Here is a 19,571-nt window from a genome sequence, read left to right on the forward strand (position 1 = left end):
GGAGGCTCGTTGTTTGGGGCAATGCCCATAATCATTACTCCACGGGCATCAATTCTTTTTCAAGCACAAAAGTACTGCCTTCTACCGCAAGGTAAGACTCACTAAACACTTCGCGGGCTTCTTTGATCAAAGGGTCTAAATAATTGCGGTAACGCGACGAAAAATGCCCAATCAATAATTTGCCTACTTCGGCTTTGGTGGCTATAGTAGCTGCCTGACGAGCCGTAGAGTGAAACGTATCTGTTGCCCGGTCAATTTCTTCGCTGGTAAAAGTAGCTTCATGATACAACATGTCTACCCCTTTGATGTGCTCTATGATGGGTTCGTGGTAAGCCGTATCACTGCAATAAGCATACGCCCGGCTTTTGGGTTGTACTGTCACGTCTTTGGCGCTGATCAATACCTTGCCTTCTGGGTCCAGAATGTCGTCACCTTTTTGTAAGGTCTTGGCATACTGCCAATCCCATATTTCTTCTGGAATTTTTTCTTTGATAATTTTTCTTTTCTTAGGGTTTTCCTGAATCAAAAAACCATTGCAAGGTATGCGGTGGCTCAAAGGAATAGTGCGAATGGTAAACATGCCATCGCTCATGATCTCTTCCGACTCGCCTACCTTCAACTCTTTGAAATGAATTTTATAGTTGAACCGGGTTTGACTGTACTTAAGTTGTACGCTAATGATTTCGGCAAGCCCCGGAGGACCGTATAAATACAAGTCTTGATTGCGTTTGTTGAGGTGCATTGACGATAACAAACCTATCAACCCCAGGTAATGGTCGCCGTGCAAGTGACTGATAAATATATGCTTGATTCGGTTAATCCTGATTTTTAGCTCCTGCAATCTCATCTGGGTTCCTTCGCCACAGTCTATCAGCAAGTGGGTATGAGGCAAAGAAACGATTTGAGAAGTTGGATAACGCCGGAAATCGGGAGCAATAACAGGAAGGGCAGCACCACTACCTAATATGGTTACTTGAAACATGTGATGGTATTACAAAAATAGTATGCACCTTATAGGTATAAGGGCTTGACTGAAAAATTTTTGATGGCTGGTGTTGTTTGCGCGTAATGGTTCGGGTTGTTATGCTTGTTTGGTTCTTAAAAAGAATTAAAGAGTCTGTTTGGGCATTATACCAAGGTACAAAACACAAACAGACTCCTTATATTTAAACCAACAATGATTGTATTAACCTTCTCCACCGTCTTTGGCAACGTCGTTTTCCACTTCATTCATGTGTATAAATTGAATGGCTTCTTCGTTGGTAGGCAAAATCTTCAATACTTTGTCAAGTTGAGAGATTTTTATAAGCTTCATTACGTGGTCGGTAATACCAGTTAACACCATTGTTCCTTTTGCATCCATGCAAAGTCGGTTTGCAATCAATAATGCACCCAATCCAGAAGAGTCTACGTATTTCACTTTGCTCAAATCAATCACAAAATTCTTGGCACCTTCTGCATTGAGGGTTACAAAAGTACTTTTAAGCTCAGGTGACAAAGTAGCATCCATCTTTTCGTTTTGCAACTGAATTAGTGTGTATTTAGGTTGTTTGTCGAGAGAATACTTCATCAATATATTGGTTTATTTTGTTTAAATACAAGTTTATATTACGGCACTGATACGCTGTTGCAAATTTGCATAACGATCGGTGTCTTCAGATTTTTCAAATTTATTATTTGTCAATTGCTCATAAAGTGCAATGTACTCAGAAGATACTGCGGCGATCCATTCGGGAGTCATTTCGGGTATTTTTTGTCCTTCCTGACCATTAAATCCGTTTTCCATCAACCATTTGCGTACCATTTCTTTTGAACGCTGTGGTTGTGGTTGGTTTTGCTGTTGGCGCTCCTGATAACCCTCTATGTTGAAATAACGGGATGAGTCGGGGGTATGGATTTCGTCTATCAGATAGATTTTACCCTCAAAGTGCCCAAACTCATACTTGGTATCGGCAAGAATAAGCCCTTGTTTTTGAGCGATTTCGCTGCCTCGTTGAAACAAAGCTAAAGTATACGCTTCCAATTTATCAAGAGTTTTTTTATCAACCAACCCTTTTTTTACAATATCTTCAGAACTAATGTCTTCGTCATGTTCGCCTTGTGCGGCTTTAGTAGAGGGAGTTATGATGGGTTGGGGCAGTGGGTCATTTTCTTTGAGACCTTCTGGCAACTTGTATCCATTCATTTCACGCACTCCTTTTTTGTAAGCTCTCCAGGCGCTTCCGGCAAGGTAGCCCCTTACTACCATCTCTACTGGGTAGGGAGTACATTTATAACCATACGCCACGTTAGGATCGGGACAGTCGATGATCCAGTTGGGCACAATATCCTGGGTTTGTTGCATAAAAAACCAAGATATTTGATTAAGCACCTGCCCTTTGTAAGGGATGGCTTCGGGCAATATCACATCAAACGCCGAGATACGGTCAGAGGCTATGACAGCCAGATGTTTATCAAACATATACACATCTCTTACCTTTCCCCGGTAAAAGTTTTGTTGCCCTTCGAAATGAAAATTAGTTTCTTTGATAGTATTGTTTTGCATTGTACCTAAAAGTAGGGACATATTATTTTTCGTTGAAAGGCAAATATAATGAAAATATCAAGAAAAAAAGTTTTCACTAATTTAAAGATTGTATTTACACATAGTTTGGGTCATTTTTTAAATTTGAGTCCACTAGTTTTCTTTTATTTATTTGCTTTTCAGTGAGTTACTAGCCCATAATAAGGAAAAAAAACATAAACCCAATGTTTAGCTCGTACATTATTTTGATATTTATATGGTAAGTTTACCGATTTTATATTAAAAAATAAGCCTTTGTTCATATCATACCCCCTGCCTTAGGCAAACCAATGTTTTGGCAAAGTCTAAAGCAGCAAAAGCGGGCTTCCTGAAAAACCCGCTTTTGGTAAATGTAATGCCTTACTACTTAAGTTCTTTTTCTGATACAACCTCTCCTGCTTTGTACTGAATCATCTTTACCCGTTTGCCGTGCACATTGTATAAATACCAAGCGCCATTTTTGTTGTTATAAAAATAAGCTCCTTGTGCTTTTACTTTGCCCGTGGGGTAATACGACTTGTACCTTCCGTACTTATTGTCACGTCGATAATATATTTCTTCCAGTACTTGTCCATTGGGTGCATATATTTTAGTCAACCCTTGTTTTACACTTCGGTTTTTGTTGCGCACAGCACCATACATGCGCATGACTTTATAGGTTTCGGCACGTATTAGTTTGCCGTCTTGGTTGTATGTTTTTTTAATGCCATTCATCTTACCCTCTATATAAGGCTCTTCTGTTTTGATGTTGCCGTTGGGGTGGTAATGCTTCCAGGTACCATACTTTTTTCCTTTTTGGTAGGCTATTTTGGCTTTTACCTTGCCATTAGGGTAATATTGGGTATGTTTTTGGTCAAGCTCTTTGCGTTTATACTCGCTTTCCCGTTTTTTGGTACCATCTTTATAAAACAGTACTTCTTTCCCTTCTTTGAACCCTAACTTGTAATAAGAGCGCTGTTGAAGTTGGCCGTTCCGGTAGTTTCGAATAAACTCTTTGTCTAGTCGGTCCTTTACATAAAATGCCTTGGTTAATATTTTTCCATCGGCGGCGTATTGAATGTATGCTCCCTCTTTTTTACCGTTTACATTGAATCCTGACACCTGTACTTGACCATTTTCAAAATAGGTTTTATAAAAACCGTCCGGTTTGCCTTTTTTATAGGCTTCTTCTTTGCGCAGTTTTTCACTGGGGTAAAATGTTTTGGTAACGCCGTGTGCCCTGCCTTGTACAAAATCACTTTCTTGCTTGATTTTGCCCGACAAGAAATAAAGAAATACTTTGCCGTGTACTATGTCGCGTACAAAGTCGCTTTTCTTGAGTATTCTTCCTTGATTGTCATACACCTCTACAGTGCCCGTGAGCGAGTCGTTTTTGTATACCCCTCGCTGCGACATTTCGCCGTTGGGGTGGAAAATGGTAAATTTACCTTCTTTGCTTCCCTCGGTGTAGCCAATCTCTATTTGTTTTTTTCCACTGGCATAGTATCCAGTAAACCTGCCGTTTTTCTTTCCTTCCTCAAAGTCGCCCGTAGAAGCCAGTTGTCCATTTTGGTGGTAGCTTTTATAGGCGCCCTCTATCAGTTTGGTGTCGGCACGGGCTACCAAGGTATATTCTTCTTTGAGTTGCTGGCGCAATGAGTCATAATAGGTTTTTACAGGTTCGGTTTTTTGAGCCACTACTGGGGCACTCACCCAGACAGCAAGCAGTAACAAAAGATAATGTTTTTTAATTTGCATGTTTACTCTGATATTTTTTACAATTCTAACACTTTATTTTTCTACATTTTTTTATTGCTTGAGGCTATAACGTAATAAAGCCGCGATAAGATATAGATTTAAAGTGTTGCCTAAAACAACGCTTATTTGCTATTACATTGTTTTTGTGATAAAATGAACAGGTGCTCGATATTTTGAGTTGTGGAGGCATGAATTTCGCGAAAAGAAAGAATAAAACAATTTTATGTGGCAAGTTCTCAGTACGTGTATCAATGCTTACATTCCCGTTGGCAGTCTTGCTCTCCGGTGAGCTTACCGTGAGCGTCTAAATGATAACCGCAACAACTAATAAAATCTTTTTTGAGCATATCTTTAGCCCTTTGAAAACGCATTTTTACATTAGACAACGAGGTGTTGAGCTGATGGGCAATCTCAGCTTGTTTGTGTCCCTGGTGGGTAAGCAAAATCACTTGCTGGTATTTTTCGGGCAGTTCGCGAATAAAAGGCTCTAAACAACAATAGGCATATTGCTGATAAGCCAGGTTTTGTTCCGAAGTATCAGCCATTACTTCCAGTGCTGGGTTGGTGTCTTGGGTAGCCTTATAGTGTCTACGGTAATAGTCGGCAATGACATGCCTCGAAATTTGGTATACCCAGGCTTCCAGTTTTGCGTCGTTTTTTAACTTATCGAGTTGGGTGTGTATTTTTACAAAAACTTCTTGTCTTATATCATGGGCATCTTCCGTATTGGGAATTTTGCTGCTGATAAAATGCAACAAACGATCGGAGAAATCGCTCCATATTTTTGCTGTTTTTTCCATCGTCTTTCTTTAGTGGTTTATAAAGAATAGTAAGCCCTTGGCTATGTAATATGACTGGTCTTTGCTACTTTTTTTTCAAATTTACGAATATAAATTTTGACAAAAGTAAAAAAAAGCTGCCAATCGAGTATAAACAGTTCATAGCCAAAGGCGGTGTTTTCAATCAAAAAACTTACCCACAGCAACTATCCGCACAGCTGGTACAGTTACATTTTTCGCAGCTACAGTCCGCCGTTTTGCAGTTGCTACATTTACAATTAACACAAGTACAATTTTCACAAGTGCACCCGTTTTTTGCTAAATTATTATCTAAAGTCGTCATATATATCAAATTTTTGAGTAAAACCATTTAATTTTCGCCCCATAGTCGGGGAGTAGCCCAAAAAGTCACATAAAAAAACAAAAAAATGAATGCCTCTATTGTAACTCGCCAAGCTTTGCTTACTCTTGTTTTGTGGGGGAGTATATATTCGCTGAGCATTGCTCAAATAAAACCATTGCCCAACCCTGCCCTAACCAATAGCTTTACTCCCAAGCTGCATCTTTCGCCCAAAGGCAAAGTATATTTGAGCTGGCAAACCAAAAATGTCAACCAAAAACACAGCTTGTGGGTAAGTAGCCTCAAGGGTGAAAAGTGGAGTGTGCCCAGGCAAGCCGCTACCGAAACCCAACAATGGTTTGTCAACTGGGCAGATTTTCCAGCAGTCACTACCTTTGGCAAACACTCGTTGGCGGTGAATTACCTGCAAAAAAGCGCTTCTTCTACTTATGCCTATGACGTAATGTTGCGTATCTCTCACGACAAGGGCAAAACTTGGCAAAAGCCTTGGGTAGCACATCAGGACGGAACCCATACCGAACACGGTTTTGTGAGTCTTGCCCCTGCTTCAAACGGGCGGTTTTTGGCAGTGTGGCTCGATGGACGCGAAACAGCCAAAAAAACAGGCAAATCGCACGGGCACAGCCATGAACATGGGGCAAATAAAAAAGCAATGACCCTGAGGGCAGCCTTTTTCGATGGCGAGGGTAACAAGCATGCGCCTGCTTTGCTCAACGATTGGGTGTGCGATTGTTGCCAAACCTCGGTTGCACCAACCAGACAAGGCTATGTGGTGGTGTATAGAGGTCGCTCAAAAGGTGAGGTGCGCGACATTGCCTGCCAAACCTATAAAAATGGTCAATGGACTTCCCCTCATATTATTCATCCTGATGGTTGGGTAATTAATGGTTGTCCGGTAAATGGTCCCAGCGTTTCGGCAAATGGCAACCAAGTAGCCGTAGCCTGGTATACCAAGGCAAACAACAAGGCCAAAGTACAAGTGGCTTTTTCTGACAATGGCGGCGAGTCTTTTAGTTTGCCTACTCAGGTAAACGAAGGCAGCACCATAGGCAGGGTGGCTTGTGCGGCTTTGCCCAATGGCGACGCTTTGGTGGTTTGGTTGGAAACTAACGATACAAAAACCTTTATAAAACTACGCAAAGTAAGTGCCCAGGGTAAAGCAGGCAAAATATACATCGTGAGTCAAACCAGTAGTGCACGTTCTAGTGGTTTTCCGCAAATAGTAGTACAAGGCAAGCACGCCATATTGGCTTGGACTTTGGCAAACAAGAAAAGCAAGGTGCTCAAAACTGCCACTTACGCTTTTTAATTAAACACAAAAATAGATCAAAATACGGTACAGGATAGGATAAGCCGATAAAAATCAGTGTGCTATAAAACTCATAGCTGCTGGCGACACAAGGCATAAAATAAGCCCTACGCACTAAAAAACTTCATAAATGCAACATTTCGACAAATTATTAGAATTACTCAACATAGAAAAAGAAGAAGACCAGCGACAGTACCAAAACCAAATGGTGTTGACTCCGCTAAGCGAACGCAAAAAAAAGGGAGTGAGTTGGTACCCAGTAACCGTAAAAAGCACCGAAATAGGCACTGGTGAAAATTATTACATCAGTTTTGAACGGGTAACCGAACTTAGGCAAAACCACAGCTTTCAGGTGGGCGATATGGTGTCGTTGTTTAACAACAGTAGCAAACAAGGCAAAAAATCGAGCATTTCGGGGGTGATCACTTACGTGAAAAGGGATGCCATGCGGGTGGCTTTTTCAGTAGACGAATTGCCCGAATGGGTGGAGTATGGTACCCTGGGTATAGACCTCTTGTTTGACGCTGTTACTTACAAAGAAATGGATGCTGCAGTGCGCAAGGTGGTAAGCAGTGAAGACCCCAGGGTGATAGAGTTACGCGATGTATTGATTGGTAAAAAGAAAGCCCGTTTTTTGGACAAAAGCGAGTTGCCCGACTACTATGAGGTAGCTACGCTGAACGAGTCACAAAACGAAGCCGTACAAAATATCTTGCGGGCGCAAGACGTAGCCATCATTCACGGACCTCCGGGCACTGGCAAAACTACCACTATGGTGGCTGCCGTAAAACTGACCTTGCAACAAGAAAAACAAGTGTTGGTAACTGCCCCCAGCAACACGGCGGTAGATTTGCTCACCAAACGCTTGCTTGCCAAAGGGGTAAGTGTGATAAGGGTGGGCAACCCGGCAAGGGTCAATGAAGATTTGATCCCTTTTAGCCTGGAGTCGCAAATAGCCCAACACCCCGACTATAAGTTGTTGAAAAAAATACGCCGTGATGCCGACGAGTATAAAAAAATGGCGGCAAAGTATAAACGCAACTTTGGCAAAGAAGAACGCGAACAGCGCAAGTTGATGTTTGCGGAGGCGTCGAAACTAAAGCACGAAGCTTACGCCCTGGAAAAATACATTGTAGACAGTTTACTTAACAATACCCAAGTGGTTACGGCTACTTTGGTGGGCAGCGTCAATAAATTTATTCGTTACCGACGTTTTTCTACGGTATTTATAGACGAAGCTGGGCAAGCGCTGGAGCCCGCTTGTTGGATTCCATTGCTTAAGTCAGAGCGAGTAGTATTTGCCGGAGACCATTGTCAGTTACCTCCTACCATCAAATCATTTGATGCAGCCAAAGGAGGGCTTACCGAGACTTTGTTTGAGCAAGTGATAAAAAAACAGGCGGTAGATGTGATGCTCAAAACCCAATACCGTATGCACGAGCACATTATGCAGTTCTCGAACAAGGAATTTTACCAAGGCGAACTATTGGCTGCCGATACGGTGGTGAATCATCGCTTATTTGCCCATGCTGACTTGCAGGGGGAGATGATCAATCAACCAGTAGAGTTTATTGATACTGCGGGCTGTGGGTTTGAGGAAAAAACGATGGCAGAAACCGGTAGTAAGTACAACCCCGACGAAGCGGGTATATTGCTCAAACACTGGATACAGCTTGCTACTCAATTACAGTTGGCCGAGCCTGACATGCTCAAAGAAGGTTGGTTTTCGGCGGGCATTATTTCGCCCTATCAGGCACAGGTCAAACACTTGAAAGAACTCTTTGCTGAACATCCTGACTTGACCGAGGTGGCACCTTGGACTGATATTAATTCTATTGATGGTTTTCAGGGGCAAGAGCGCGACGTGGTGTATATCTCTATGGTGCGTAGCAACGACAAGGGCAAGATTGGATTTTTGGAGGATACCCGACGGATGAATGTGGCGCTGACCCGTGCCCGTAAAAAACTGGTAGTAATTGGCGATAGTGGTACCCTTGGGCAAAATGCTTTTTACCAACATTTTCTCGACTATATCGACAGCATTGGAGCTTATCGTTCTGCCTGGGAATGGATGGGGTAGTTTTTTGAACCCTAAAAAGACAACCAGTAAAAAGACAATCAGTAAAAAGGCTTTGTGATTGAAATATGCAGCGATGCTTGCCCATTGTACACTTTTACAAGAATTGATAAAGGTGGTGGAGTTGATTGTTTAGGGACTTGTTCAAAATAGGCATTTGGATTTTAGATAGAAATTAAAAGCCGGGTAAGGCTAAACATGCTAAAAACGGACATGACGAACACGTCACTTAAAACAGGGCTATAAAATGAAATGGGCAGTTGTTCTCTCAATCTAACTTATTTCCCGTAGTTTGCTTTGAGCAAATGCGGGATTTTTTATTGGCACCAAAGCCCCATCTTTGGTATAAAATACTTAACTTTGCAAAAAACAAGTTATATCCATTGGTAAAGTTTTTCGAACATACTAAAAAATTTCAATCTGTTTTCTTTCTGCTGGGCTTACTCCTTGCAGTAGAGGCAGATGTGTACGCCAGTGGATATAAAGGGCAGTTTCAAAGCAACTATAAAGAAACACTAAAAAACAACGGTAGCCCAACTGTCAAAACTACCCACAATGTTTTTGGTTTTGTATTTCACCTCGTTGATTTGCCCTTGCCTATTCCTTGCTTTCAGGCATTACACCAACACTATCAGCGTACCATTTACATAGCCGAACGGCAAAACAGCCAAGCTTTTTTAGTAATTAAACCTTTATTACCTCAAGTCAGGTTGTGCCAAAGCATTGCGTATGCCTCAACTGACACCCACCATATTTTATTGATATAACTTCCCCAAAGCGACTCACTTATTATTGTACAGATCGACATGCTCGATTTACCTCCAATATAATATGTAGCGCTACTTCTTTTTTATTTCTATTTTTTTGCATCTAAATTTTATAAAAGTCCTTAGTACTTTAGTCCTCTAAATTAAGTATACCATAGTGATGAATCTTGGCAGTTGATGCGCCATTTTTGAAGATCACTAAAGAACAAAGTTGATCAAAATTTCAGGCCTTTAGGTCAAGTTCAACGGGGTTCATTTACCTACTTAAAAGCTAGAGTGCCAGGACCTGAAGCACCAGGTGCATCAAATCTATACCCTGACAATATACTTACTAAGCACTGTATGGCGGGGTATACAGACGATTATATCAATGAACTTCCAGAAAGTATATCAAAATATATCCAGAAAAATCGCCGAATCAAATGGTTCACCCATCGAGTATGACTTAAAACCTTATGAGGCTATTTTGCAAGAAATCAATGGGTTAGGGGCAAGGTTTGAACATCTGCCAGACCAGGCATTGCAGCACGAAGCCTTACAGCTCAAGGTACAGCTTTCGGGCAAGGCTTCACCAGACAGTATTTTGACAGAAGCTTTTGCCCTTTGTCGTGAAGTATGCCACCGAACGTTAGGTATGCGCCCTTACGATGTGCAGTTACTTGCAGGGTTGGCGATGTACCACGGCAAACTTGCCGAAATGAAAACCGGAGAAGGCAAAACATTGGCGGCAGTATTGCCTGCTTATTTGCAAGCTTTGAGCGGCAAAGGAGTGCATGTGCTTACTTTCAACGATTACCTGGCAAAACGCGATGCAGAGTGGATGGCGCCTGTGTATGAATTTTTGGGGCTTTCGGTAGGGTATATCCAGCAAGATATGTTGGCTAGGGACAAGAAAAATGCCTACAATTGTGACGTGACTTATGCCACCGCAAAAGAGGTAGGCTTTGATTATTTACGTTCTTTTATTGCTTATTCGCCCGATGAACTTATACTGCGCCCCTTTCATTTTGCCATTGTCGACGAGGCTGATGCTTTGTTGATTGATGAAGCCCGTAACCCATTGGTATTGGCGGGTAATATCCGGCAACAGCCCCATAACTTGTCTGCCATTGCGCGGTTTGTGGCAAAACTAGAGCCTGAAGTTGACTATCAAAAAGGAGAATATGAACGAAATGTGTTTTTGTCGGCTTTGGGCAGCCAAAAAGCAGAAAAACGTTTCAAGGTAAACAACTTGTATGACCCCCAAAACAAAACTTTATTGACTGCCCTGAACCTTGCTCTACAGGCAAAAGCATTGTTACACAAAGACCTTGACTATGTAGTGAAAGGGGAGCAAATAATGCTGATAGATGAGTTTACGGGGAGAATAGTAGAAGATCGTAAGTGGCAAAACGGACTACAGGCTGCAGTAGAAGCCAAAGAGGGGGTACCTATACAAATAGAGGGGCAAGTGCTCAACTCTATCACCCTGCCACATTTGATCCATCAATACCCACACCTTGCCGGAATGACGGCTACAGCACAACTTTCTGCCGATGAATTTGCTGATTTTTATGGCTTAAAAACCGTAGTGATTCCTCCTAATATTACTTCACAAAGAATCGATCATCCAGATTCAATTTTTGCCCACAAAGCAGCTAAACTTGATGCCTTGGTGACAGAAATAAAAACAGTGCACCAAACCCAACGTCCGGTATTGGTGGGGACGTTATCGGTGAGCGAATCAGAAGAAATAGCGGGGTTATTAGCACAAGAAGGTATTCGATGCACGGTGCTCAATGCCAAACAAGATGCTCACGAAGCTGAAGTAGTAGCCAATGCGGGAGCACTGGGTGCCATCACTATAGCTACTAATATGGCTGGCAGAGGCACCGATATTGTATTGGGGGGCAAACATGAGGGGACTCAAGGGCAAGTGCGTGCTTTAGGGGGCTTACACGTGATAGGTACCAACCGCCACGAGAGTCGGCGAATTGATGATCAACTCAAAGGGCGCGCCGGGCGTCAGGGCGACCCAGGCAGCACACATTTTATGATAAGTTTTGAAGATCATTTGATGCAAAAGTATGACTTGAGGACCTTATTGCCTAAAAAATACCGTGACCTCAAACAAACTGCTCCACTCACTCAAGTAGGCATTGTCAAAGGTATTGCCCAGGCACAAAGGGTAATCGAGGGGCAAATGCATTATATGCGCAAAACCCTGTATGAATATTCGGCTTTTGTAGAAAAACAGCGTCAAATACTGCATCAAGAACGCCAATTGCTGTTACAGGGGGCAAGTTTTACGGGTGCGTTGAAAGAGTATTTGCTGAACCAATACGACCGACAATGGTCTAATTATTTGAACGATGTTGCCCAAATCAAGGAGGGGATTTATTGGGCAAGAATGGCGGGCAAAATGCCCCTACATTCGTTTTGGCAACAAGCGGGGCAGGCGTTCGATCAATTGCAACACGCCTTGGATACGCTTACCGAACAAGCCCGCAAAAACTTGTTGGAAGAAAAAGAGTGGCATATCAAAAAGCCGTCTTCTACCTGGACTTATGTGGTAAACGACAACCCGCTAGGCAACGAAATAGGAATGGCAATTGCCGGAAACCTGGGTCTTCAGGTCGACTTTTTTAGTTTGCCGGCTTTGCTGGTGATGGGAATGGTGAGAAAGTGGCGAAATAAGAAACAAGAGTAGCTTTTTTTTATGGAGGGTTTTTAGTTAAGAACCCCCATAGGGGGCAAGCCTTGAGCGACAAGCTGCAAGTTCTTAGATACCAGTGCCCCGTAAGCGGAATGTCAGCGTAGCCTCCACTAGGTACACCCTGTTATACCAAATCGTTGCCATTACCCGTACGCTATTGTATGTCTACATCTAAAAGCCTTCACCAAGTTTGTCCCCTCCTCTTTAAGCGCAGCTGACCAAGAGAGCGGGTAACGATAGCGAAGAACTTGGTCTTGCCAAAAGCCTTAAGACCACTACAAGTGAGTTTGTATGGGTTTTCAATCAGACTTGGTATTATATACAATACTCCGCAGTACTTTTGGTGAAAGTTGTTTGCTGGTAATCAGTCATTGATGAATTTAAAAACTATTTAACTGGTTGGTGTAGGCTAAAACTGAAACCCTTTTAAAAATAAAGTGAGTATACAGTCTTCATATAAAATACTGATTAACTTCGTTGAGCTCACAAGTTCGGTTTACAGTATTTAATAAGGTGAACATTTACTCGAATCAGCTATGGACTACCGACTAAATACTATGGACTATTGATATAGGTAGCTAACAAATTTGTAGTACGCTTATTTTGAGTAGGTTATAAGTTTTAGAAGCTTGTCTCAAATTAGCCGATGGCAGCGCCCCAAATCAAGTGCACATAGGCATCAATCTAAGCTTTAAAAAATACCATGGACTATTGATTATATTAACTCGTTTTTTTCTGCATTCGTAGGTAGCTATGATAGCCCAGTTTTTTGAGAAAGACTGTTTTAGCCTGCCCCGCAAGCGGGATGTCAGCGTAACCTCCACTAGGTACACCCTGTTATACCAAATCGTTGGCTATTGTATGTCTACATCTAAAAGCCCTCACCAAGCTTGTCCCCTCCTCTTGGTCTTAAGCGCAGCTGACCAAGAGAGCGTGTAACGATAGCGAAGAACCTGGTCGGCTGTGTTAAGACCACTACAAGTGAGTTTGTATGGGTTTTCAATCAGACTTGGTATTATATAGGTAGCTAACAAATTTGTAGTACGCTTATTTTGAGTAGGTTATAAGTTTTAGAAGCTTGTCTCAAATTAGCCGATGGCAGCGCCCCAAATCAAGTGCACATAAGTGTCAATCTAAGCTTTAAAAGGATCTTTCAATCATACAATACTCCGCAATGATTTTAGTCAAAGTTGTTTGCTGTTTATCAGTTATTGATGAATTTAAAAACTATTTATACTAACTGACCTTTCGCAGGTCAAAAATTTGTTTTCTGTGAAAAAATACCACTCAGCAAAATATGCTAATAAAAAGCAATGATTCGAGCATCTGTGAGCCATTACTTCCCCGAATCAAGTTCGGGATCATGGATTTGCTCCAGGTCAAAAAGTAATCAAAACCGAAGCCCTTTTGGGGGCGAGCTCTGCCTTTTCGGCTAAACCCCGCAGCTGTATTTTGTGGTTGCTAAAATTTGTTTCATTCCGCCGAACCGCAGGGCGAAGCCCAAGTTTTAAAATCCCGAACTTGATTCGGGGCTCTGCCTTTTCGGCTAAACAGCTCAAACTCGCCTGCGGCTCAAACAGTGATCTGTTTTTACGGCTCCATTCCTCAAACCGATAGCTACAGCTTCGCTGTGCTGAGCTCACCGAAGGTAATTTCTTAACGCCCACAAAATAAGGCTGAGTCCAGCTGACGCACTCATAAAACAACGCTGTATTTTTTCTGACTTAACCAAAAATATCCACTGCAAAAGCTCAGTTACACTAAGATGAATTGAATATAAAATACTGGTTTACAGTATTTAACAAGGTGAATGTTATTCTCTCAGTTTCCAAACCTTCCACCAATGCCAAACTCCAGATTATCAACGCTTCCACGTTGACTTTTTACATGGAAAGCGATAAACATTTTTTTGTGTAAAAAGTATCGAATACCATAACGTTCATACATTCGAGTGTCCATGCGTTGTGGCTTGTAAAAATAATAGCCAATGCCCACGTCGCCCAGCAAACGTCCGGCAATCCAACCCACTCCGGCAGTAAGGGCAAAGCGTTTATTGTGGGGTTGTTCGTCGGCTTGGGCAAGTTCGACCAATAGCGGATTGTGGAAACCTTCTAAACCAACCTGCCAAAAACTCACCTTCCCCCACATTTTTAGTAAGTGTGCGTGCAAAGCCATAATGCCATATTTTTTTCCGCCAGTAGGGTATTTTTCTGTGATACCCAGCGAGAGTCGCAGTAGCCCGTAAGTTGAACGTTTAGGAGCAGTAGCTCTGGAGGCTACACTATCGGGTTTGAGGGTGATGGTCGGCTGATAACTAAGCCCGATATTGACACTTGAAAGATTTACCCCTTGGTTGGGCAAAGTAAAAGCAGCATTCGAAAAATGGATAATGCCTGTTTGGGCTTGCAAACGAAATTGCCTTGTAAGGGCATAGCTCAATGATAAATGCCCGATCCAAGATGTGTTAAGATGGCTTCCTATCATAATATTTTTTGGGTTATGTAACCTATCAAAAGGTTTTGTTACATAACCTGCCCCCATTCCGGCGATCAAGTTAAGCGTCAATCGGGGAGGAGATGTCGGATTTCGTCGGTTTTTGCCAAAAGTCAGGAGGCGTTTTTCGGCGGTTAGTTGCACACTATACGCTTTGCCAAGCATTGGGTCGTCGAAATCCAAGTAATTGAACGATAGCCCGACACGCGGATAATTGAAAGGTTTGTGCCACCATTTGCGCCCGTCGGTTTGTTGCAACACACGAAACTCAAAGGCATAAGGGTTGCCTCGCCCCAAATGTTGCCCGCCTCTAATGACAGAGGCTTTGTGCAAATACGTATCGAAACTCAATAGTTGTCGGTTTGTTTGTGCCTGTAAGCTAGCCATCTGACTGAACAACAGGCATATAAAATACAGTGTCTTGTTTTTCATAGTTCTCCATTAATCAGTTTGCCACTTCCTGAACCTTGTTGATTGATAACTTTTGGGCTTCCATAATAAATAATATTACCCACACCATTGATTGTAGCGTTTAGGGTATCGCTTACCGAAACCTCAACATTGCCCTCTGCTTGATGCAAAACCGTACAAGTTTTGGTTTGTAAATGTTTGCCCTTAAAGTGTCCGAAACCAACAGGTGGCGACCAATCACTACTTGTATGAATAAAAGCATAACGGGTGATGCCTGCCAAGTTGATATGCCCTATGTGCGTAAGTTTTGCGTGGAGTTGGTCAGTATGTACTAATAGGCGCAAATCGCCTTGGTAATTTGCACTAATATCGAGCCTTTGCGATTTTAAAGTATCCTTCGATTCAAGCACGTCATAACCACTGTGACTAATGCTTCGAAGTTGCGAATAAGGTATTTTCAGATAAGCCTTCCTTTTGGTAAGTCTATCACATTGCGGAATGGCGGTGCCGATGTTTAAGAGCTTGTCTTTATCGGTAATTTGTATATAGGGGATAATGTTTTTACTAGCGGTAATGGTCAATTCCTGGCTGTTATTTGGCGTAGGTGTGTCGGCTTGTTGCAAAATGCTGTGTACATGGCATTGCAAACCTATATTGATATGTTCGAAATTGGCGACCGTGCGCGTTGTTGTAATGGTTTTTCCTGCCGGTTTCAAACAGCGTGTATCACAGGCACTGACTACCAATAAAAGCAAGAGGAATTGATATAGGTGTTTTGCGTAAAACATACTTTCTTTGATTTAAACATAAAACATTATACCTGACAACTTTTCCAGATGAGTTCTTATCGTTAATAATACAATATAATGGAGTTTTCTCCAAACGGAGCTTTGCGTAAGTTAATTACGAATTGTTTAATTACGAATTACGAATGAGTAAACCGACTGTAGGGAGCGCTGCTTTAGCTAATGGGCGCAAAGCGACTACCGACTCTCAACTCCGGACTATTCACTAACTTTATCATATATGCAAAATTAATAAAAATAACATTACCCTATTGACCATTGGCTACCAACCTATATGGTGCAAGCGTCTTTCGCCTCGAAGAAAAATCGGGATTTATAAACTTGTGCCTATTATTGCGGAAGGGTCTCGCTTCCATGTTTTTGCAAAAAACAAGCATGCATGCTTGAACTTACTACGCCAGACACAAGCCTAGAGGCTTGCGCTAGGAGGTGGTGCGACAGCCTAAAGCTAAGGGCTAATAGCTTTAGGCTGTAGAAGCTCTCGACTAATCACTGTCATAGCTATCGGGTACGAAAAAAGTTGGTGACCCAGACCTGTAATTGTTGGTCGAAGTTGTGCTCCGTGTGGTCGCTGATAAACTTTTTGCGAAAAGCGGCTACCTGATAATCTTCTATGCCCAAATCATCTATTTTGGCAAAGAAACCCGCCAGGTTACCTTGGTCAATCAATCGTTGAAACTCTTTGATGTGCTGGCGGTTGACATCTAAAATGCCCTCCAGCAAGCGTTTGATAGATACTACAGAGTCGTGGTCGCACACCAGTTTGGGTATGCCCGCCTTGAGGTTTTTTTCCAGCGATTTTTTTCTAAAAGTATGCGCGGGTTGGTCAGGTTGTTGGCATTCCTCACAATAACAAGGAATCTTCTCGTCGAGTGGTGGATGGTTGAGTTCGCTATGAATGTGCTCGAAATGACTGCGAATCGTATACAGCAATTTATCGGCATCTACCCCCCACACCTCCAGGGCAATTTGTTTGGTGGCAAGGGCATCGTTGAGGGTGACTATAGCACTGCTTTGCTCTATCTGTAGCACCACACCATCGCGCCAAAACAAGTGTTCGATAATGTAGGGATGAATACGGCAAATAAACCGACTCATAATGCCTTTGGGCATAAACTTATAATGATACTCAAAGCGCAGTAAACGGGGGGCAGTTGCCTGCAAGACGGTATAATCGGGCAAGTTGAGTGGCTTCTGGGCGGGCAGTAGCTCAGGTACTATATAGTTGCCTTGATTGTCGAGGTTAAAAATAAGTTCAAAACGCTCCATAATCCGTAATAGAAACGCGTGTTTATCGTCAAAGCGTTCATCTTGCCAAATATCGTCTAGTTGTGCCTCGTGAAACTTACCCTCGGCTACTACCTGGCTGTCTAGCAGGCGGTAAGCGGCTTCGGTTGCCCACTCAGGTTTGAGCACCACAGTGTTTTTGAGCGAAAGATCGTCGCCAAAATGCAAAATGACCCCAATATCGTGCAATTGCTCAGCAAGAAAACCCGCCGCCTCCCGGCTCAACCCATGTTTTTCGCTTATGCGCAAATATTGTCGGTGCGAAATATAATCCTCCGTCATCGTCTCCAGCGCTTGACGCACCGCAAAACGGTCTTTGTTCCATATTTCGCGGGTATTGGGTAGCTTGAGCAGCTCTTTGGTTGCCATTTCGCGCAAAGCATCCATGCCTTCGCCCGTTTTACACGACGTTTCATGGAAATCGACAATGTTAGGAAAAGCCTTTTGCCAGTTTTGTTGGTTGATCTGTCCTTTGTACACATCTACCTTGTTTTGTACCACCAGCACCGGGGCATTGTCAGATAGCAACCGTACAATGTTGAGCCAATAATTAAACTCCGATTTGTCTTCGCCCTTGCGGGTTTCCCACACAAACACATATACCGAGTTTTTGGTCAAAAAGAACTGGTGAGTACCATAGTTGATTTCTTGCCCGGCAAAGTCCCAAATGTTTGCCGTAAAATCTATAGGTTTGCCTTCCCGGGTACAGCCCTCTGGTTTCCATTGCTTTATTTGAATACCCTTGGTAGTAGCACGCCCACCCACAAACGTATAGCCCGGAGTACTCATTGCCTCGGCAAGTTCGGTTTTGCCTACTTCGCCTACCCCCACAAATATCAACTTGGCTTCGTTCAACTCCCTTTGGTCGTCTTGGCGGGCAATAGAGTGTAGGTAGTCTTTGAGTTTTTGGATACCTATATTATAGGTTTCAAAAAGTTCTTGGGGGACGTTTTGAATGGGGTTGTTTTCAAGCTCAAGTACCAGTAACTGATGTAATTTATCGAAAAAGTGAACTGGAAGTTCGGTGATTTGGTTGTTTGCCAACACCAGTATTTTTAGCTCAATCAAGCCAGCCAAAGGGCAAATATCTTGAATTTGATTTACCCCTAATCCTAAACCAGTGAGCCTAGCCAAGCTTTGTAATGGACTCACATCCATTATTTGGTTTTGTGACAAATCCAATGTGTCTAATTGAAGCAGAGAATGAAGGGCTTGTACGTCTTGAATTTTATTATCTGTTAAAGTAAGTACTGTCAACTTTTGCAACTTTGCCAAAGGCTTAAGGCTTATGATTTTATTTTCGTTCAGGTAAAGTTTTCTTAATGTGATTAAACCTGCCAGGGGTGCAAGGTCTTTTATACGGTTTTTATTTAAAGATAAAGCCTCCAGTGTTTGAAGGCTTGCCAAGGGACTAAAATCTTCTATATGATTCTCATCCAAGCGTAAGTACGCCAGCGTCTCTAGGTTTGTCAAAGGGCTAAGGTCGGCTAATTGATTGGAGCGTAAGTAAAGGCTCCTCAAATTTTTATGCTGCTTTAAAGCTTGAATATCTGATAGTTGACAAGAATTGAGATATAAAGTAGTTAAATTGGGTAGACTTGGCAAAGTACCCAAATCTAAAGTCTGATTCCAGTTCAGGTTTAATGTTTTAAGGCTTTCTAGCCCTGCTAAAGGGCTGAGGTCAGCAATGGTGTTTTGGCTAAGGTTTAGTTTTTCCATTGTAGGAAAGTTTGCCAATACTTTAATATCACTAATATGATTAGAGCTTAGGTTTAAAGTTTGCAATTGAGTTAAACCAACCAAAGGCTGCAAATCTTCAATGCCCCACAGGTCACCATAACCTCCAGCAACCAATGCTTGTAAGTTAGAGGGTAAAGCTTGAGGGAGTTGTATTAAGTCATTGGTTTTCCCTTGATTATTACTTGATCTACTTAAATTATTGATACCATCAAAATCCACCCACTCATTACTCAAAATCAACGTCTCCAAATGAGTACACTCAGCAAGGCGTTTCAACACTGGTTCGGTGCCATCCAATCCACAGTTGCCCAGGTCGAGGGTAGGGTTTTTAGTTGCTAAACTTTCGTCAATCAGTTGCTTTGCCAAATCACTCATGCGTGTATGCTTGTCGTTTGATAGTTTTCAGAAGATTGAATATAGAACTTGTTTAAGGTTTCTCCAAATGATTCAAAACTAGCTTTTTGATTACCTGCTTCGTTGTGTAAATACTCATTTAGCCCTGATTTAGCGCTGCTAAACTCCGTCTTACACGCCTCGCCTGAAATC

At 42.3% G+C, this 19,571-nt stretch carries 12 protein-coding genes; 4 read left to right on the forward strand and 8 right to left on the reverse strand.

The genetic code is table 11. The annotated features are described in order from the left end of the window. Positions 1 to 34: 34 nt before the first annotated feature. The 5 genes from M23134_RS32015 to M23134_RS32035 form a co-directional block, all read right to left on the reverse strand. Positions 35 to 982, reverse strand: a complete 948-nt coding sequence (locus tag M23134_RS32015; RefSeq protein ID WP_002703853.1) for a ribonuclease Z — start codon at positions 980 to 982, stop codon at positions 35 to 37. Between the two features lie 204 nt (positions 983 to 1,186). Next, on the reverse strand, positions 1,187 to 1,570 hold the full coding sequence (locus M23134_RS32020; RefSeq protein WP_045114763.1) for an STAS domain-containing protein: 384 nt from the start codon (positions 1,568 to 1,570) through the stop codon (positions 1,187 to 1,189). A gap of 33 nt (positions 1,571 to 1,603) precedes the next feature. Then, on the reverse strand, positions 1,604 to 2,566 hold the full coding sequence (locus M23134_RS32025) for a phosphoribosylaminoimidazolesuccinocarboxamide synthase (protein ID WP_232296852.1): 963 nt from the start codon (positions 2,564 to 2,566) through the stop codon (positions 1,604 to 1,606). 360 nt (positions 2,567 to 2,926) lie between these two features. After that, positions 2,927 to 4,300, reverse strand: coding sequence for a toxin-antitoxin system YwqK family antitoxin (locus M23134_RS32030; RefSeq protein ID WP_002703859.1), 1,374 nt, complete (start codon positions 4,298 to 4,300; stop codon positions 2,927 to 2,929). A 248-nt stretch (positions 4,301 to 4,548) separates the two neighbouring features. Further along, positions 4,549 to 5,100, reverse strand: a complete 552-nt coding sequence (locus tag M23134_RS32035) for a sigma-70 family RNA polymerase sigma factor (RefSeq protein ID WP_002703860.1) — start codon at positions 5,098 to 5,100, stop codon at positions 4,549 to 4,551. A 407-nt stretch (positions 5,101 to 5,507) separates the two neighbouring features. Between M23134_RS32035 and M23134_RS32040 the strand changes: the two genes are divergently transcribed. The 4 genes from M23134_RS32040 to M23134_RS32055 all read left to right on the forward strand — a co-directional run bounded on the left by M23134_RS32040 (position 5,508) and on the right by M23134_RS32055 (position 12,282). Continuing rightward, on the forward strand, positions 5,508 to 6,749 hold the full coding sequence (locus M23134_RS32040; protein ID WP_053337433.1) for a sialidase family protein: 1,242 nt from the start codon (positions 5,508 to 5,510) through the stop codon (positions 6,747 to 6,749). Between the two features lie 130 nt (positions 6,750 to 6,879). Further along, positions 6,880 to 8,829, forward strand: a complete 1,950-nt coding sequence (locus M23134_RS32045; protein ID WP_002703866.1) for an AAA domain-containing protein — start codon at positions 6,880 to 6,882, stop codon at positions 8,827 to 8,829. Between the two features lie 380 nt (positions 8,830 to 9,209). Continuing rightward, positions 9,210 to 9,593: a hypothetical protein gene (locus tag M23134_RS32050; protein ID WP_157558755.1), complete on the forward strand. Its 384-nt coding sequence runs from the start codon at positions 9,210 to 9,212 to the stop codon at positions 9,591 to 9,593. Between the two features lie 370 nt (positions 9,594 to 9,963). Continuing rightward, positions 9,964 to 12,282: a preprotein translocase subunit SecA gene (locus M23134_RS32055; RefSeq protein WP_002703868.1), complete on the forward strand. Its 2,319-nt coding sequence runs from the start codon at positions 9,964 to 9,966 to the stop codon at positions 12,280 to 12,282. 1,827 nt (positions 12,283 to 14,109) lie between these two features. On the opposite strand, the gene M23134_RS32065 is transcribed toward M23134_RS32055, so the two are convergent. The 3 genes from M23134_RS32065 to M23134_RS32075 all read right to left on the reverse strand — a co-directional run bounded on the left by M23134_RS32065 (position 14,110) and on the right by M23134_RS32075 (position 19,400). After that, positions 14,110 to 15,213, reverse strand: coding sequence for an acyloxyacyl hydrolase (locus tag M23134_RS32065; protein ID WP_002703869.1), 1,104 nt, complete (start codon positions 15,211 to 15,213; stop codon positions 14,110 to 14,112). Next, a complete protein-coding gene (locus M23134_RS32070) occupies positions 15,210 to 15,980 on the reverse strand; it encodes a GIN domain-containing protein (RefSeq protein WP_045114765.1) in 771 nt (256 codons plus the stop codon). Before M23134_RS32070 ends, M23134_RS32065 begins: the two co-directional genes overlap by 4 nt. A gap of 519 nt (positions 15,981 to 16,499) precedes the next feature. Continuing rightward, the gene (locus M23134_RS32075) at positions 16,500 to 19,400 is read right to left on the reverse strand and encodes a leucine-rich repeat domain-containing protein (protein ID WP_002703871.1); all 2,901 of its coding nucleotides are present in this window, start codon (positions 19,398 to 19,400) and stop codon (positions 16,500 to 16,502) included. Positions 19,401 to 19,571 lie beyond the last annotated feature (171 nt).

Source organism: Microscilla marina ATCC 23134 (assembly GCF_000169175.1).
GTDB classification, from domain to species: Bacteria; Bacteroidota; Bacteroidia; order Cytophagales; family Microscillaceae; genus Microscilla; species Microscilla marina.

Excerpts from the sequence above, each read along its gene's own strand:
- M23134_RS32030 (WP_002703859.1), bottom strand. The coding sequence starts at position 4,300 with ATGCAAATTAAAAAACATTATCTTTTGTTACTGCTTGCTGTCTGGGTG.
- M23134_RS32020 (WP_045114763.1), bottom strand. The coding sequence starts at position 1,570 with ATGAAGTATTCTCTCGACAAACAACCTAAATACACACTAATTCAGTTG.
- M23134_RS32035 (WP_002703860.1), bottom strand. The coding sequence starts at position 5,100 with ATGGAAAAAACAGCAAAAATATGGAGCGATTTCTCCGATCGTTTGTTG.
- M23134_RS32045 (WP_002703866.1), top strand. The coding sequence starts at position 6,880 with ATGCAACATTTCGACAAATTATTAGAATTACTCAACATAGAAAAAGAA.
- M23134_RS32065 (WP_002703869.1), bottom strand. The coding sequence starts at position 15,213 with ATGAAAAACAAGACACTGTATTTTATATGCCTGTTGTTCAGTCAGATG.
- M23134_RS32040 (WP_053337433.1), top strand. The coding sequence starts at position 5,508 with ATGAATGCCTCTATTGTAACTCGCCAAGCTTTGCTTACTCTTGTTTTG.
- M23134_RS32070 (WP_045114765.1), bottom strand. The coding sequence starts at position 15,980 with ATGTTTTACGCAAAACACCTATATCAATTCCTCTTGCTTTTATTGGTA.
- M23134_RS32055 (WP_002703868.1), top strand. The coding sequence starts at position 9,964 with ATGAACTTCCAGAAAGTATATCAAAATATATCCAGAAAAATCGCCGAA.
- M23134_RS32025 (WP_232296852.1), bottom strand. The coding sequence starts at position 2,566 with ATGTCCCTACTTTTAGGTACAATGCAAAACAATACTATCAAAGAAACT.
- M23134_RS32075 (WP_002703871.1), bottom strand. The coding sequence starts at position 19,400 with ATGAGTGATTTGGCAAAGCAACTGATTGACGAAAGTTTAGCAACTAAA.
- M23134_RS32015 (WP_002703853.1), bottom strand. The coding sequence starts at position 982 with ATGTTTCAAGTAACCATATTAGGTAGTGGTGCTGCCCTTCCTGTTATT.